This window comes from Sulfitobacter sp. 1A12779 (assembly GCF_043557315.1).
GTDB lineage: Bacteria > Pseudomonadota > Alphaproteobacteria > Rhodobacterales > Rhodobacteraceae > Sulfitobacter > Sulfitobacter faviae.
The window spans coordinates 35,204-50,881 of the sequence record NZ_JBIFFU010000012.1 but is presented as its reverse complement, the minus strand read 5'-3'; the positions used below and the strand labels follow the sequence as shown (position 1 = coordinate 50,881).

Below are 15,678 nucleotides of genomic sequence, written 5' to 3'. Positions count from 1 at the left end.
TATGGACGGCCTGTGTCATGGGAGTAGTTATACGCCCGTCTTTTCAAATGAAAAGGGGGTGTTGCGGCTTTTGTTTGCCCCTGCGTCAGCGCCGCCTATCTGCCTATGAGCAAGGGAGATCAGGATGCAGCGACAAGTGATACCATGGGCGGCGGCATGAGAGTGCGGGTGCTGGTGATCGGGGCCAGCGGCGGGATCGGCGCCGCGCTGAGTGCGGCTTTGCGTGCGCGCGGCGATACGGTGACGCCCCTGTCTCGCGCGGGCGATGGGCTGGACCTGACGGATGAGGCATCGGTCAACGCCGCGCTGGAGGGGCTGAGCGGCCCTTTCGACGCGGTGATCGTCGCCACCGGCGCCTTGGAGATCGACGGGGCCACGCCAGAGAAATCGCTGCGCGCCGTTACGCAAAAGGCGATGCTGGATCAATTCGCGCTGAACGCGGTCGGCCCGGCGCTGGTGCTGCGCCACGCGGCCCGGCTTTTGCCCCGCGACAGACGGGCGGTTTTCGCCGTGCTCTCGGCGCGGGTCGGCTCCATCGGGGATAACCGGCTCGGCGGGTGGATCAGCTACCGCAGCGCCAAGGCGGCGGTGAACCAGATCGTGCATACCGCCGCGATCGAGTTGAGCCGCTCTCATCCGCAGAGCATCTGCGTCGCGCTGCACCCCGGCACGGTGGAGACGCCCTTCACGGAGAAATACCTTGGCCGCCATCCGGCTGTTCCGGCTCCCGAAGCGGCGGGCAATCTGTTGCGGGTGATGGATGGGCTGACCCCGGAGGAGAGCGGCGGGTTTTTTGACTGGGCCGGGAAGGCGGTGCCGTGGTGAGCCGTTTGATCTTGGTCTTGGGCGATCAACTCTCGCTAGACCTGTCGTCTCTGCGCGAAGCGGATAAAGCGCGCGATGTGGTGGTCATGGCCGAAGTGGCGCAAGAGGCGGAATATGTCCGCCACCACCCCAAGAAAATCGCGCTGGTCTTTGCCGCGATGCGCAAGTTCGCGCGTGCGTTGGAGAAAGACGGCTGGACGCTGCGCTATACCCCCTTGGACGATCCCGAGAATGCGGGTTCCATCGTAGGCGAATTGCTCCGCCGGGCCGAGGAGACGGGCGCGGGCGAGGTGATCGCGACCGAGCCGGGGGAGTGGCGTCTGATCAACAAGCTAAGCCACGCGCCGATCCCCACCCGGCTTTTGCCGGATGACCGCTTCATCGCCAGCCGCAAACGGTTCGAGGATTGGGCCGAGGGGCGCAAGGCGCTTAGGATGGAATACTTCTACCGCGAGATGCGCCGCGAGACGGGGTTGTTGATGGAGGGCGACGACCCCGCTGGCGGAAAGTGGAATTTCGACCACGACAACCGCAAACCTCCGAAGGAAGGGCTGGATATCCCCGACCCGCTGACCTTCGCCCCCGATGCCGAGGTTGAGGCGGTGCTGGAACTGGTGACGGCGCGCTATGGCGACAACTTCGGCGATCTGCACCCCTTTGACTTTGCCACGACGCGCGCGGAAGCCTTGCAGGTGCTGGCGCATTTCATCGCCCACGCCCTGCCGCGTTTCGGCGACTATCAGGACGCGATGCTGGAAGGGCAGCCCTATCTCTTTCATGCGCTGATCTCACCTTATCTGAACCTCGGGCTGCTGGACCCGTTAGAGGTCTGCCGCGCCGCCGAGGAAGCGTGGCAGGCGGGGGAGGTGCCGATCAACGCCGCCGAAGGGTTCATCCGCCAGATCCTCGGTTGGCGCGAATATGTGCGCGGCATCTATTTCCTCGAAGGGCCGGACTATGTGGCGCGCAACGTGCTGCGCCATGACCGGGATCTGCCCGGCTTCTACTGGGGTGCGGATACGCAGATGAATTGCCTGCGGCAGGCGATTGGCCAGACCCAGAAACACGCCTATGCCCACCATATCCAACGGCTGATGGTGACGGGCAATTTCGCCCTGCTGGCCGGGATCGACCCGCATCAGGTGCATGAGTGGTATCTGGAGGTCTACGCCGACGCCTATGAATGGGTCGAAGCGCCCAACACGGTGGGCATGAGCCAATTCGCCGATGGCGGGGTGATCGCCTCGAAACCCTATGTTTCCTCCGGGGCCTATATCAACCGCATGTCGGATTACTGCAAAGGGTGCAGCTATAGCGTCAGCATTAAGGCGGGGCCGAAGGCCTGCCCGTTCAACCTGCTCTACTGGCATTTCCTTGACCGCCATCGCGAGCGGTTTCAGGGCAATATGCGGATGAAGAACATCTATGCCACTTGGGACCGTATGGACGACGACCGGCGCGAGGCGGTCCTGCGGGATGCGGATAGATGGTTGCAGCGGTTGGACGCGGGCGAGACGGTCTAGGCCGTCTCTGCTTTCAAACGCGGGCCGGGAACGGCTGGCCCCTTGCGCGCCTTTGCCGCCGCGATCCGCCCTGCAATCCTCTGCGCGCTCTGCGGCGCGTGGCCCGCCGCCACGCAGTCATCAACGTTGCCGCCGTCCTCCAGCAGGATGCGCAGGATCGCGTCCTCGGCGCGGGCCTCTTCCGTGTCGCGGGTCGGGCTGGGCGCCGGTCCCTGCATCCATGCCCGCACCGTCTTGCTGCGCCAGTCGCAAAGCGCCCGCACCTCGGTTTGGTAAAGGTCTTTGACCGGGTTGAAATCCCCTGACACAGCCACAGTCCCCATGGCGGCGGCGGATTTGTTCTGTGCGGTGAGCAGCATTTCCCCCGCGTCATCGGCCAAGGCGCGCAGCATCAGGCCGCGCAGGGGAGGGGTGAGCGTCTCGGCGCTGACCTCTGCCCCGAGCGCGGCCAGTTCATCCCGCAGCGCGGCGTGCAGATTGTCCGACAGCGGCAGGGCAATCTGGCGGACATTCTCAGCCCCCAAGGCATCCCGCGCGATTGCCGCCGCGAGCGCGGTATCATTCCCCTCGGCCTGTTCGATCAGCACTTTGGAAGCGCCGGTTTTGGCAACATAGTCCCGCAGCCCCACGACCAAGGCGCGGTAGTCCCGTTCCAGCGCCTCCGGTTGCGGCGCGAAGGCGCTTTCAACGATCCGCCAGCCCTCCGGCCCGCGCTCCAGATCGACATGGGCAAGCGCTGTGTCGAAGGCAGGCATCTGCAATGCCAGCTTGCCGCCGGGGTTCAGCGCGAATGTGGCGCCGTCGAATACCGTCTCACCCTCGCCGCCGGTCATGTTGAGGTGGATCACCGGCAATTCCGTCTCGATCACCCGCGCGACCATGTGGTTGAGGCGCCGCTCCATCGCGCCGCGCAAATGGGGCGCGGCATGGGGGATCAGCAGCAGTTCGGCCCCCGTCTCGGCCTGCGTTTCGGCCACGTCGCCCGTCTCACCATCCGCGCCGATGGGAGAGCCGATGCGCAGCCCCGCCACCGCATAGGGGCCGCTGATCGGCGCGGGATCGAAGGCCGCGCGCGGTCGGGGCGCGTGTTGCAGCACCCTTTGCGCGATCTTTCCACCTTGCAGGATGAGGTATGCGTTGTGGAGCTTGCCCGCCGCGACCCACGGCGCGCCAAGTGCCAAGGCGGGGCCATCGGCGCAATGCGCGGCCAGCGCTTCAAGCTGGGCCAAGACATCGCGCTGAAAGGCGGGGCTTTGTGACAGCCCTTGCGCGTCATGCCCGGTCAGGAAGAGTTCGGGCAGGGCGACCATCTGCGCGCCTGCATCGCGCCCGGCCTGCCATGCGTCGCGGGCCAATGCCGCGTTGCCGGTCAGATCACCGGCCGTGGGGTTCAACTGCCCGAGGGTGAGGCGGAAACGGTCTGACATGGCAAGGCTCCGGGCTGGCTGGCATCGGGTGGGTCTAGCAGATCGGACCGGGGGCGAAACCCCCGTGCGCAGAGCTGACCCGCAGCACCGGGTGCGCGGGATCCGCCCAAACCGGCGTGCCCCTCTTGCAAACACGTTGCCTCTGCCCTCTATCACCCGTAACCTCGGGCCAAATGCCACTTAACGAGATCGGGAATTTCCGCCCATGTTGCACCGCAGCCTGCCCCTCTGTCTGATCGCCCTTCTGGCCACGCCGCTTGCGGCGCAGGACGGGCAGGTGCTGACCAAGGAATATGACGACGGCGGCATCTATGAGGGCACCTTTCAAGGCGGTCTTCAGCATGGCACCGGCACCTATAAGCTGCCCAATGGCTATGAATACTCCGGCGAATGGGTCGAGGGGGAGATCAAGGGCGAGGGCGTCGCACGTTTCCCCAATGGATCGGTCTATGAGGGCAATTTCGCCAAGGGCAAGCCTGACGGTCTGGGCAAGATCACCTTTGCCGATGGCGGCACCTATGAGGGCGAATGGGAAGCGGGCGCGATCATGGGGCAGGGCGTGGCGATCTACGCCAATGGCGTGCGCTATGAGGGCGCGTTCCGCAACGCCAAACACCACGGCAAGGGCGTGATGCAAAGCCCCGGTGGCTATGAATACAAGGGCGATTGGGTCGATGGCGTCAAACAGGGCGTTGGCACGATCACCTACCCCGATGGCGCGGTCTATGAAGGGGAGATCGAAGCCGGCAAGCGCAGCGGCGAAGGCACGCTGACCATGCCGGACGGGCTGGTCTATGTGGGCAAGTGGAAAGACGGCCAGATCGACGGCACCGGCACGCTGACCCAACCCAACGGCGACGTCTACGAAGGCACGCTGGTCGCGGGCCGCCGTGAGGGCAAGGGCAAGGTCACCTATGAAAACGGTGACACCTATGAGGGCGATTTCAAGGATGACCGCCGCGACGGGCAGGGCACCTTCACCGGCACCGATGGCTATGTCTACACTGGCTCTTGGGTGGCCGGGCAGATCGAAGGCGAGGGGCAGGTGACCTATCCCGACGGGTCGGTCTATGTCGGCACCTTCCGCAATGATCTGGCCGATGGCACGGGCAAAATCACCTATCCCGATGGCTCCACCTATGAGGGCGAATGGGTCGCCGGGGTGATCGAGGGCGAGGGCATCGCCACCTATACCAACGGCGTGGTCTATGAAGGCGCGTTCAAGGACGCCCGTAACCACGGCCAAGGGGTGATGACCTATGCCGATGGCTACCGCTATGAGGGCGGCTGGCAAGACGGCCAGCGCCACGGGCAGGGCAAAGCGACCTATCCCGATGGCACCGTTTACGAGGGGGCCTTCAGGAACGGCCAGCGCCACGGTCAGGGCAAGATCACCATGGCCAGCGGTTTCGTCTATGAGGGCGAGTGGACAGAGGGTGAGATCGAAGGGCAGGGTGTTGCGACCTATGCCAATGGCGATGTTTATGAGGGCACCTTCAAAGCGGGCAAGCGGCAGGGCAGTGGCACCATGCGCTATGCCAGCGGCGAGGAAGCCTCGGGCGAATGGGAGAATGGCGCGCTGAGTGATGAGGCTGGCGAGGCCGAAACCTCGGAGGCGGCGGAGGCGGCTTCGGAAGAGGCTGGCGGTGAGGAAGCGGCCACCGAAACACCCGCGCCCGACGACAGCACCGGCGCGGATACGTCAGAGGCCACGCCCGCGCAGACCGGCACCGCAGCAGACGGGGGCTGACCCCCGCCTTTGCTGGACAACGCCCGCGCCCTGTGGCAAGCCCGCGCGCAACAGGAGTACGCCAGATGTCCAACCCCACAATCACCCGTTTCGCCCCGTCCCCCACTGGCTATATCCATGTGGGCAACCTGCGCACCGCGCTGATGAACTACCTCATCGCGCGCAAGGCGGGCGGCACTTTCATCCTGCGCATTGATGACACCGATCCCGAGCGCAGCAAGGAAGAATATGTCGACGGCATCAAGCAAGACCTCGAATGGCTGGGTCTTGAGTGGGACCGGGTCGAGCGTCAGTCCGAGCGGCTGGACCGCTATCACGCCGCCGCCGATGACCTGCGCGCCAAGGGCCGTTTCTACGAGGCTTTCGAGACGCCGACAGAGCTGGACCTTAAGCGCAAGAAACAGCTCAACATGGGCAAGCCGCCGGTCTATGACCGCGCCGCACTGAACCTGTCGGACGAAGAGAAAGCCGCCCTGCGGGCCGAACGCGGCGATGGGGTCTGGCGCTTCAAGCTGGATCACGCGCGGATCGAATGGGATGACGGCATCCTTGGCGATATCTCCATCGACGCGGCCTCGGTCAGTGACCCGGTGCTCATCCGTGGCGACGGGCAGATCCTTTATACATTGGCGAGCGTTGTGGACGACACCGAGATGGGCGTGACCCATGTGGTGCGCGGCTCGGACCATGTGACCAACACCGCTACGCAGATCCAGATCATGGAAGCGCTCGGGCAGGGTGCTGTCCCCTCCTTCGCGCATCACTCGCTGTTGACCGGCCCGCAGGGCGAGGCGTTGAGCAAGCGTTTGGGCACATTGGCGCTGCGCGATCTGCGCGAGCAGGGGGTACAGCCCTTCGCGCTTCTGAGCCTGATGGCGCGGCTCGGGTCCTCCGATCCGGTGGAACTGCGCACGGATATGGCAGAGCTGATCGACGGCTTCGACATCAACCGCTTTGGCTCGGCCCCGACGAAATTCGACGTGGCTGACCTCTTCCCGCTGACTGGGCGCTACTTGCAGCAATTGCCGCTGGTAGCCGTGAAAGACGACATCACAGCGCTTGGCGTGCCGGAAGGCAAGGCCGCGCAGTTCTGGGCCGTGACGCGCGAGAATATCTCGACCCTGAAAGACCTCGGCCCCTGGTGGGCCATGTTCCGCGACGGGGCAGAGCCGGTGATTGCCGAGGAAGACCGCGAATTCGTGGCGCAGGCCATGCTGCTGCTGCCCGAAATGCCTTTCGATGAGACCACTTGGTCCAGTTGGACCGCAGCGGTGAAGGAAGCCACGGGCCGCAAGGGGCGCGGGCTGTTCCGGCCACTGCGTCTGGCGCTGACGGGTCAGGAGCATGGGCCGGAGATGGCGCAGGTGATGCCGCTGTTGCAGGTGGTGAGGGCGCACGGCTGATTGGCGGGCGGGAGCGCTTGGGGCGACTTCCCGGGGGCGCTGCCCCCGGACCCCCGAGGGTATTTGAGAAAGGATGAAGGAAGTTTTGGGGGGGGCGTGTTTTGGCCCTTAGAAGTTCCTTGCGGCGAAGGTTGTTTCGGCGCGTTCTTTGATCTGCACTGACAGGCGGTCCATGTGGTGGTCGACCACGGCGGTTTCCGCCTCTGTCAGCGTTTGGTGGCGCGGGTAGAGCGGGGCTGCGCGGTCGTCGAGGATGGGCGTGTCCCAGCCGTCGGTCGTGTCGAAAAAGCGTGCCGCGCCCTCGGTGCCGAATTCGCGCAGGAAGCCTTGGACCACCACATCGAGATAGCTGAGCAGGATGACGTGATCGCCGTGGGTCACCGCGATGTCGGCGGGGATGGCGTAATGGGCGATGTCGGGGGCGGGGGTCAGGTCATGCACCACCGCGCCGCCTGAGGCGTGGCGTTCGTAGCTGTATTCGCGTTTGTCCAGCGCCGCCCAATCCGCGCCCGGCACGGCGGCGATCAGCCCGTCGATGCGGGTGGCGGGGTGCTGCACCACGGAAAGATAGACGATATCGCGGCCTTCGGTGCGGACCCATTGGCGGCGCCAACCGTCGAGCTGCGCCGGGCGGGCGTCGGGGTAGCTATGGGTGTTGCGGTTCACGAGGCTGCCGTAGCCGAAAAAGTAGGGGGTCATGCGCGAAAGGTCCTGTATTTGTCGCGCGCACCAAAACATGTGTTGCATCGGCTCACAAGCATGCTTGACGCAGAGGTATGCCCCAGCATACGAAAGGCCCAATCGTCACGGGAGAATCGGTTAACACCGATGCCGAAGGAGCAACCGCCCCGGAAACTCTCAGGCCCCAGGACCGTGATGTGACCAAGACTCTGGAGAGGGGCGCGGATGCGCACGCCGAAGGGATAACGATCTCAGGCGGAAGGACAGAGGGGGCATCAGGCGCAGCATTTGCGGCGCCAAGGTGCCGGCATGGTCAAAAGGTCATCCGGAAGCGACAGGAAAGGCGAACCGGATGAGCGATCTCAAGCAGACGGCATTGCATGATTTGCATGTGGAATTGGGGGCCAAGATGGTGCCCTTCGCGGGCTATTCCATGCCCGTGCAATACCCTCTTGGCGTGATGAAGGAACATCTGCACACCCGTGCCGCCGCCGGGCTTTTCGACGTGAGCCACATGGGGCAGGTCGTCGTCCGGGCGAAGTCTGGCAGCTATGAGGATGCGGCCTTGGCGATGGAGCAGCTCGTGCCGGTCGATGTGCTGGGCCTTGGGGAGATGCGCCAGCGCTATGCCATGTTTACTGATCCCAATGGCGGTATTCTCGACGATCTGATGCTCGCGAACCTCGGCGATCAACTCTTCGTCGTGGTCAACGCGGGCTGCAAGGACGACGACATCGCCCTGATGCGCGCGAACCTGTCGGAGACCTGCGAGGTCGAGGTGCTGGACGACCGCGCGCTGCTGGCGTTGCAGGGGCCGCAAGCCGAGGCCGCACTGGCGCGGTTGCAGCCCTCGGTGGCGGATATGAAATTCATGGATGTGGCGCGGGACGTCGATCTTGATGGGATCACCGTCACCCTGTCGCGGTCGGGTTACACCGGGGAGGACGGCTACGAGATTTCCGTCGCCAATGGTGACGCGGTGGCGCTGGCGCAGAAGCTTTTGGCGATGGAGGAGGTCGAACCGATCGGCCTTGGCGCGCGGGACAGCCTGCGGCTGGAAGGCGGGCTTTGCCTTTATGGCCACGACATCGACACCACCACCACGCCGGTCGAGGCGGCGCTGAACTGGGCCATCCAGAAGGTGCGGCGCGAGGATGGCGACCGCGCGGGCGGCTTCCCGGGCGCGGGCGTGATCTTGCAACAATTGGCCGACGGCGCGCCGCGCAAGCGCGTGGGGTTGCTGCCCGAGGGGCGCGCGCCGATGCGCGAAGGGGTCGCCATTTATGATGCCGCCGAGGGTGGCAATAAGGTTGGCCGCGTGACCTCGGGCGGCTTTGGTCCGACGGTTGGCGGCCCGGTTGCCATGGGATATGTCAGCGCCGAGCATGCAAAGGTCGACACCGCGCTTTGGGGCGAGGTGCGCGGCAAGCGCTTGCCACTGACTGTCACGAAAATGCCGTTCGTCGCGGCGAACTTCAAACGCTGAATCTACACAGGGAACTCCATTATGAAATTTACCGAAGAGCATGAATGGCTGCGCGTCGAGGGTGACGAAGTGGTCGTGGGCATCACCAATCACGCCGCCGAGCAGCTGGGCGATGTCGTCTTTGTCGAACTGCCCGAGGAAGGCACCACCGTCAGCAAGGATGACGAGGTCGTCGTGATCGAATCCGTGAAGGCGGCGTCGGACATCCTCGCGCCCATCGATGGCGAGATCACGGAAGTGAACTCTGCGCTCACCGACAACCCCAGCATGGTCAACGACGACCCGCAGGGCGAGGCGTGGTTCTTCAAGATGAAGGTCTCTGACGCCAGCCAGATGGACGACTTCATGGACGAAGCCGCCTATCAGAAATTCATCGGCTAAACCGCCGCGCGCGCCGGGGGACCGGCGATGCTGATCACCTGCGTCGCCCCATGGGCGGCGCGCCACAAACAGGGGGCGCCCTGCCGCGCCGTGACGAGGAACCCGACATGAGCTTCAAGCCCACCGATTATCTGCCCTATGATTTCGCCAATCGGCGTCACATTGGCCCGTCCCCTTCCGAGATGTCTCAGATGCTCGATACCGTGGGCGCCGAGAGCCTTGATGCGCTGATCGACGACACGCTGCCGAAAGCGATCCGCGCGAAAGAGCCGCTGGATTTCGGCAAGGCGATGAGCGAGCGCGAAGTGCTTGAGCACATGCGCCGCGTGGCGGGCAAGAACAAGGTGCTCACCAGCCTGATCGGCCAAGGCTACCACGGCACCGTCACGCCCCCGGCGATCCAGCGCAATATCCTTGAGAACCCGGCGTGGTACACCGCCTACACGCCCTACCAGCCCGAGATCTCGCAGGGCCGTTTGGAAGCGCTGCTCAATTTCCAGACCATGGTGAGCGACCTCACCGGGCTGGAGATCGCCAACGCCTCGCTGCTCGATGAGGCCACGGCCTGCGCCGAGGCGATGACCATGGCGCAGCGCAGTTCGAAATCGAAGGCCAAGGGGTTCTTTATCGACGTGAACTGCCACCCGCAGAACATCGCGGTGATGAAGACCCGGGCCGAGCCTCTGGGCATCGAGGTCATCGTCGGCGAACCCGAGGAGATGGAGGCCGAGAAGGTCTTTGGTGCGATCTTCCAGTATCCCGGCACCTACGGCCATGTGCGCGACTTCACCGATCACATGGCGGCGCTGCACGAGGTCAAGGCCGTGGGCATCGTCACCGCCGACCCGCTGTCGCTGACCCTGCTGAAAGAGCCGGGCGCCATGGGCGCGGACATCGCCGTCGGCAGCACGCAACGGTTCGGCGTGCCCGAGGGCTATGGCGGCCCACATGCCGCTTACATGGCCTGTAAGGATTCCATGAAGCGTGCCATGCCGGGGCGGATCGTCGGGGTTTCCATCGACGCCCATGGCAACCGCGCCTACCGCCTGTCGCTGCAGACCCGCGAGCAGCATATTCGCCGTGAGAAGGCCACGTCGAACGTCTGCACCGCGCAGGCGCTGCTGGCCGTGATGGCTTCGATGTATGCCGTGTTCCACGGGCCGGAAGGCCTCAAGGCCATCGCGCAGCGCATCCACCGCAAGACCGTGCGTCTGGCCAAGGGGCTAGAGGCCGCGGGCTTCGAGGTGCAGCCCGATGCCTATTTCGACACGATCACCGTCGAGGTCGGCCCGCTGCAGGCCGCGGTGATGAAATCCGCCGTGGACGAGGGCATCAACCTGCGCCGCGTGGGCGAGACCCGCGTCGGCATTACGCTCGACGAGCGCACCCGCCCTGACACGATCGAAGCGGTTTGGCGCGCCTTCGGCATCCGTCAGGCGGATGACGATTTCACGCCCGAGTACCGTCTGCCCGAGGGGCTGCTGCGCACCAGCGATTACCTCACGCATCCGATCTTCCACATGAACCGGGCCGAGACCGAGATGATGCGCTACATGCGCCGCCTCGCGGACCGTGATCTGGCGCTCGACCGGGCGATGATTCCGCTCGGCTCCTGCACCATGAAGCTGAACTCGGCTGCCGAGATGATGCCGGTGACATGGCGCGAGTTCTCGCTCATCCACCCCTTCGTGCCCGCCGATCAGGCGCTTGGCTACCGCGAGATGATCGACGATCTCTCGGACAAGCTGTGCGAGATCACCGGCTATGACGCGATTTCCATGCAGCCGAACTCCGGCGCGCAGGGCGAATACGCGGGCCTTCTGACCATCGCCGCCTATCACCGCGCCAAGGGCGAGGGGCACCGCAACATCTGCCTCATCCCGATGAGCGCGCATGGCACCAACCCGGCCTCGGCCCAGATGGTGGGCTGGAAGGTCGTGGTGATCAAGACCGCCGCCAACGGTGACATCGACCTCGATGATTTCCGCGCCAAGGCCGAACAGCACAGCGAGAACCTCGCCGGTTGCATGATCACCTACCCCTCGACCCACGGCGTGTTTGAAGAGACCGTGCATGAGGTCACCAAGATCACCCATGACCACGGCGGTCAGGTCTATATCGACGGGGCCAACATGAACGCCATGGTGGGCCTGTCCCGCCCCGGTGATCTGGGCGGCGACGTGAGCCACCTGAACCTGCACAAGACCTTCTGCATTCCGCATGGCGGCGGCGGCCCCGGCATGGGCCCGATTGGCGTGAAATCGCACCTGATCGCGCATCTGCCGGGCCACCCGAACGAGGAAGGCGCCGCTGTCTCTGCCGCGCCCTATGGCTCGCCTTCGCTGTTGCCGATCTCTTGGTCCTACTGCCTGATGATGGGCGGGGACGGTCTGACGCAGGCGACCCGCGCCGCGATCCTGAACGCCAACTACATCGCCAAGCGGCTCGAAGGGGCTTACGACGTGCTCTACAAAGGCCCGTCGGGCCGGGTGGCGCATGAATGTATCATCGACGTGCGCCCCTATGAGGAGACGGCGGGGATCACCAACGAGGATGTCGCCAAGCGTCTGGTCGACTGCGGCTTCCACGCGCCGACGATGTCTTGGCCGGTGGCGGGCACGCTTATGGTGGAGCCGACGGAGTCCGAGACCAAGGCCGAGCTGGACCGTTTCTGCGATACGATGCTGGCGATCCGCGAGGAGATCCGCGAGATCGAGGAAGGCCGCATGGACCGCGCTAACAACCCGCTCAAGAACGCGCCGCACACGGTGGAGGATCTGGTGGTGGAATGGGGCGACCGGCCCTACAGCCGCGAGCAGGGCTGCTTCCCGCCCGGTGCCTTCCGCGTCGACAAGTACTGGCCCCCGGTCAACCGCGTCGACAACGTGCATGGCGACCGGAACCTGATCTGCACCTGTCCGCCGCTGGAGGATTACGCCGAAGCGGCGGAGTAAGGTTCAGATCCAGAAACCACCTAAGGGCGCGGGATCACTCCTGCGCCCTTAGCATATCTGCGGGCCGCGCGTTCAGCGCCTTCAGCGCAAAGCCCAGACCGGCCAGCACCGTGGCCAATACCCCGCCCGCGATGATCAGCAGCGCATTGGGCCAGACCACGGCGAAATCAGTCTCCATAACAAAATGGCTCACCGCCCAGCCGCCAGTGATCCCGGCCAGCAGCGCCACCGCTCCGGCAAAAAGGCCGAGCAGCGCGGCGCGCAGCACAAAGCTGGTGGCGATGGCGCGACGCGAGGCGCCCATGGTTTTTAGCAGCGCCGCCTCATAGCTGCGCGCGCCGGTGCCTGCGGCGGCGGCCCCGATCAGCACCATGAACCCCGTCGCCAGCGTGGCCAAGGCGCCAAAGGAAATGGCCGAGGCGAGCCCGGCCAGCACCGCCGCGACCCGGTCGATCGCATCGCGCACGCGGATGGCGGTGATGTTGGGGTATTCGCTGGCAAGATCGCGCAGGATCGCGGCCTCCGCCTCGGGTTCGGCATAGACGGTCGAGATGAAACTATGCGGCGCGCCTGCAAGGGCGGCGGGGTTCATCGTCAGCACGAAACCGATCCCGGCGGTCGAGAAATCGACCTCGCGAAAGCTGGTGATCGTGCCGGTGATGTCGCGGCCAAGGATGTTGACACTGAGCGTATCTCCCAGTTCCAGCCCGATCTCTGCGGCCTCTTCGGCGGCAAAGCTGATCTGCGGATCGCCGCTGTAATCCTGCGCCCACCATTCCCCCGCCGTGATCCGCGTGTCTTCGCCCGGCTGCGCGGCATAGGTCACCCCGCGGTCGCCGCGCACGACCCAGTGATCGCCCGCGACCTCACGCGCGGGGCGTTCGTTGATCTGGGTGATCACGCCGCGCAGCATCGGGGCGCTTTCGATGCGCGATACGGCCGGATCGCCCTCAAGCCGCGCGGTATAGCCGGGCATCTGGTCTTTCTGGATGTCGACGAAAAAGTAGGAGGGCGCCACATCAGGCAAGTTGCCCGAGATTGCCCGGCGCAGGTTGCCGTCGATCTGCCCCACGGCAGCCAGCACCGAGAGGCCGAGGCCAAGCGCCAGCACCACCGCCGTCGCCCCTTCGCCGGGGCCGCCGATGGCCGCCAGCGCCCACCGCAGGCGCGGATGGCCCCGCGCCCGGCGGGCCGCAGCACGGGCCAGCAGACGCAAGAGCGCCGCCGCCAGCGCCAGCACCACCAGCGTCACGGCCAAGCCGCCCAGCGTCCAAAGCGTGAGCGACCACGAGCCGTTGAACCAACCCGCCAGCGCAAGCAGAGTGGCGAGCAGCAGCGCCATCGCGACAAGGTAGGGCGCAGCGGGCCAAGGTGATTGCCGTTGCCAGTCGTCGCGGAATAGGGTCGCGGCGCGGACATCGGCGCTGCGCGCGAGCGGCCAGAGGGTGAAGAGGGCGGCGGTCAGCAGCCCGTAGAGTGCGGCCTCAATCAATGGGGCGGGGTAGATGGTGAAACGCGCGGGCAGGGGCAGGCTTGCCTCGATCAGCGGCGCAAGCAGCAAGGGCAGCCCCGCCCCGATCAGCAGGCCAAGGGCGACCCCGACCATGGCCAGAATGCCGACTTGGATGAAATAGGTCTGAAAGATCGTCGCGCGGGATGCCCCCATGGCGCGGAAGGTGGCGATGACGGCGGTCTTGCGTTGCAGATAGGCCCGCACCGCTGCCGCCACGCCGACCCCGCCGACGGCGAGGCCCGAAAGCCCGACAAGCACCAGAAAGGCGCTCAGCCGTTCGACGAAACGCGCCACGCCCGGCGCGCCGTTGCGGGCGTCGGTCCAGCGCATCCCGGCATCGGCAAAACGCGCCTTGGCCTCGGCTTCGAGCGGGGCGAGGGCGGTGCCCTGGGGCAATTCGAGACGGTATTTGCTGTTGAAAAGCGTGCCGGGGGCAAGCAGGCCGGAGCCTTCGAGCGCCGCGCGTTTGACCAGTGTGCGGGGCCCAAGGGAAAAGCCGCTGGCGGCGGAATCCGGTTCGCGTTTGATTAGCGCGGTCAGGGTGAACTCCGCCTCGCCAAGCGCGAAAGTGTCCCCGGGGGAGAGGGCCAGCCGATCCGCCAGTGCCCGTTCCATCACCGCGCCGGGCAGGGCAGTGGCCTCGGGCGAAAGGGCATCTTCCAACGGCAGGGCGGGGTCCAGAACCATCTCGCCGATCAGCGGATAGAGGTCATCGACCGCCTTCACCTGCGTGAGCGCGCGTTCAGAGGTCTCGCCCGCGCCGGTGACGGCCATGGAGCGAAACTCGACGATCTCGGAGACGCGCGTGGCGCGTTCGGCCATCCAGTCGCGCTCTTCGGGGGTGGCGAAACGGTAGGTGAAATCAAGCTCGGCATCGCCGCCCAGAAGGGCCGCGCCCTCGGCCTCTAACCCGGCTTCGATCGCCGCGCGGACGGTCCCGACAGCGGCCAGCGCGGCCACGCCAAGCGCAAGACAGGCCAGCAGCAGGCTAAAGCCGCGCAACCCGCCGCGCATTTCCCGGCGGGCGAAACGGGCGGCAAGGCGCAGGCTCATGCGAGGCGCCCGTCGCGAAGTTCCACCACCCGGTCGCAGCGCTGCGCCAGATCATCGGCATGGGTGACCAACACCAGCGTCGCGCCATGGCGGTCGCGCAGTTCAAACAGCAGGTCCATGATCGCGGCCCCATTGCGGCTGTCGAGACTGCCTGTCGGCTCATCCGCCAAAAGGATCGCGGGGCGGGGTGCTGCGGCGCGCGCCAGTGCCACGCGCTGTTGCTCGCCGCCCGACATCTGCGCGGGATATTGGTTGATCCGGTGGCCCAGCCCCACGGCCTCAAGCTCGGCCCGGGCGCGGTCGAAGGCGTCATCGGCACCGGAAAGCTCAAGCGGGGTGGCGACATTCTCAAGCGCGGTCATGGTGGGGATGAGGTGGAAAGACTGAAAGACGATCCCCATGCGCCCCTGCCGGAATCGGGCCAACCCGTCTTCGCGCAGCGCGCTCAGGTCATGGCCGAGGGCGGTGACCTTGCCGCCGGTGGCGCGCTCCAGCCCGCCCATGACCATCAGAAGCGAGGATTTGCCCGACCCGGAAGCGCCGGTCAGCGCGATGCTCTCCCCTTGCTGGACCTGCAACGAAATGCCGCGCAGAATATCGACGGGGCCGGCATTGCCCTTGAGGCTCAGCGTGACATCTTGAAGGTCATAGACAGGGTCGCTCATCGGGTCGCCTTTGGCTT

11 protein-coding genes and 1 riboswitch are annotated in these 15,678 nt (G+C 65.6%); of the genes, 7 read left to right on the top strand and 4 right to left on the bottom strand.

The features are described from left to right. Positions 1-156: 156 nt before the first annotated feature. Both ACGYLQ_RS14335 and ACGYLQ_RS14330 read left to right on the top strand, forming a co-directional pair. Positions 157-825, top strand: a complete 669-nt coding sequence (locus ACGYLQ_RS14335) for an SDR family NAD(P)-dependent oxidoreductase (protein WP_394443542.1) — start codon at positions 157-159, stop codon at positions 823-825. After that, positions 822-2,348, top strand: a complete 1,527-nt coding sequence (locus ACGYLQ_RS14330) for a cryptochrome/photolyase family protein (protein ID WP_394443541.1) — start codon at positions 822-824, stop codon at positions 2,346-2,348. The genes ACGYLQ_RS14335 and ACGYLQ_RS14330 overlap by 4 nt, the downstream gene beginning before the upstream one ends. Here the strand turns inward: ACGYLQ_RS14330 and ACGYLQ_RS14325 are convergent. Continuing rightward, the gene (locus ACGYLQ_RS14325) at positions 2,345-3,775 is read right to left on the bottom strand and encodes a nitrilase-related carbon-nitrogen hydrolase (protein WP_394443540.1); all 1,431 of its coding nucleotides are present in this window, start codon (positions 3,773-3,775) and stop codon (positions 2,345-2,347) included. The genes ACGYLQ_RS14330 and ACGYLQ_RS14325 overlap by 4 nt on opposite strands. A gap of 205 nt (positions 3,776-3,980) precedes the next feature. On the opposite strand from ACGYLQ_RS14325, the gene ACGYLQ_RS14320 reads away from it, so the two are divergent. Both ACGYLQ_RS14320 and gltX read left to right on the top strand, forming a co-directional pair. Continuing rightward, positions 3,981-5,525: an MORN repeat-containing protein gene (locus ACGYLQ_RS14320; protein WP_394443539.1), complete on the top strand. Its 1,545-nt coding sequence runs from the start codon at positions 3,981-3,983 to the stop codon at positions 5,523-5,525. A gap of 65 nt (positions 5,526-5,590) precedes the next feature. Beyond that, positions 5,591-6,928, top strand: a complete 1,338-nt coding sequence (gene gltX, locus ACGYLQ_RS14315; protein WP_394443538.1) for a glutamate--tRNA ligase — start codon at positions 5,591-5,593, stop codon at positions 6,926-6,928. Between the two features lie 108 nt (positions 6,929-7,036). Here the strand turns inward: gltX and ACGYLQ_RS14310 are convergent, their stop codons facing one another. After that, positions 7,037-7,627 (bottom strand): gamma-glutamylcyclotransferase family protein, encoded by a 591-nt coding sequence (locus ACGYLQ_RS14310; RefSeq protein ID WP_394443537.1) that lies wholly within the window; start codon positions 7,625-7,627, stop codon positions 7,037-7,039. A 98-nt stretch (positions 7,628-7,725) separates the two neighbouring features. After that, a riboswitch (glycine riboswitch) is annotated at positions 7,726-7,812 on the top strand. 149 nt (positions 7,813-7,961) lie between these two features. Here ACGYLQ_RS14310 and gcvT point away from each other — a divergent pair. The 3 genes from gcvT to gcvP all read left to right on the top strand — a co-directional run bounded on the left by gcvT (position 7,962) and on the right by gcvP (position 12,430). Next, positions 7,962-9,095 carry a glycine cleavage system aminomethyltransferase GcvT gene (gene gcvT, locus ACGYLQ_RS14305; protein WP_394443536.1) on the top strand — a complete coding sequence of 378 codons (1,134 nt, stop codon included), beginning with the start codon at positions 7,962-7,964 and terminating at the stop codon, positions 9,093-9,095. Positions 9,096-9,116: 21 nt separating this feature from the next. Beyond that, positions 9,117-9,476 carry a glycine cleavage system protein GcvH gene (gene gcvH, locus ACGYLQ_RS14300; protein ID WP_394399640.1) on the top strand — a complete coding sequence of 120 codons (360 nt, stop codon included), beginning with the start codon at positions 9,117-9,119 and terminating at the stop codon, positions 9,474-9,476. Between the two features lie 107 nt (positions 9,477-9,583). Further along, positions 9,584-12,430 (top strand): aminomethyl-transferring glycine dehydrogenase, encoded by a 2,847-nt coding sequence (gene gcvP, locus ACGYLQ_RS14295; protein ID WP_394443535.1) that lies wholly within the window; start codon positions 9,584-9,586, stop codon positions 12,428-12,430. A gap of 34 nt (positions 12,431-12,464) precedes the next feature. Here the strand turns inward: gcvP and ACGYLQ_RS14290 are convergent, their stop codons facing one another. Both ACGYLQ_RS14290 and ACGYLQ_RS14285 read right to left on the bottom strand, forming a co-directional pair. After that, a complete protein-coding gene (locus ACGYLQ_RS14290) occupies positions 12,465-14,996 on the bottom strand; it encodes an ABC transporter permease (RefSeq protein WP_394443534.1) in 2,532 nt (843 codons plus the stop codon). Next, on the bottom strand, positions 14,993-15,661 hold the full coding sequence (locus ACGYLQ_RS14285) for an ABC transporter ATP-binding protein (protein ID WP_067265258.1): 669 nt from the start codon (positions 15,659-15,661) through the stop codon (positions 14,993-14,995). Before ACGYLQ_RS14285 ends, ACGYLQ_RS14290 begins: the two co-directional genes overlap by 4 nt. Positions 15,662-15,678 lie beyond the last annotated feature (17 nt).

Coding starts and splice junctions, on each gene's coding strand:
- ACGYLQ_RS14335 (WP_394443542.1), top strand. CDS start 157: ATGAGAGTGCGGGTGCTGGTGATCGGGGCCAGCGGCGGGATCGGCGCC.
- ACGYLQ_RS14325 (WP_394443540.1), bottom strand. CDS start 3,775: ATGTCAGACCGTTTCCGCCTCACCCTCGGGCAGTTGAACCCCACGGCC.
- ACGYLQ_RS14320 (WP_394443539.1), top strand. CDS start 3,981: ATGTTGCACCGCAGCCTGCCCCTCTGTCTGATCGCCCTTCTGGCCACG.
- gltX (WP_394443538.1), top strand. CDS start 5,591: ATGTCCAACCCCACAATCACCCGTTTCGCCCCGTCCCCCACTGGCTAT.
- ACGYLQ_RS14310 (WP_394443537.1), bottom strand. CDS start 7,627: ATGACCCCCTACTTTTTCGGCTACGGCAGCCTCGTGAACCGCAACACC.
- gcvT (WP_394443536.1), top strand. CDS start 7,962: ATGAGCGATCTCAAGCAGACGGCATTGCATGATTTGCATGTGGAATTG.
- gcvH (WP_394399640.1), top strand. CDS start 9,117: ATGAAATTTACCGAAGAGCATGAATGGCTGCGCGTCGAGGGTGACGAA.
- gcvP (WP_394443535.1), top strand. CDS start 9,584: ATGAGCTTCAAGCCCACCGATTATCTGCCCTATGATTTCGCCAATCGG.
- ACGYLQ_RS14290 (WP_394443534.1), bottom strand. CDS start 14,996: ATGAGCCTGCGCCTTGCCGCCCGTTTCGCCCGCCGGGAAATGCGCGGC.
- ACGYLQ_RS14285 (WP_067265258.1), bottom strand. CDS start 15,661: ATGAGCGACCCTGTCTATGACCTTCAAGATGTCACGCTGAGCCTCAAG.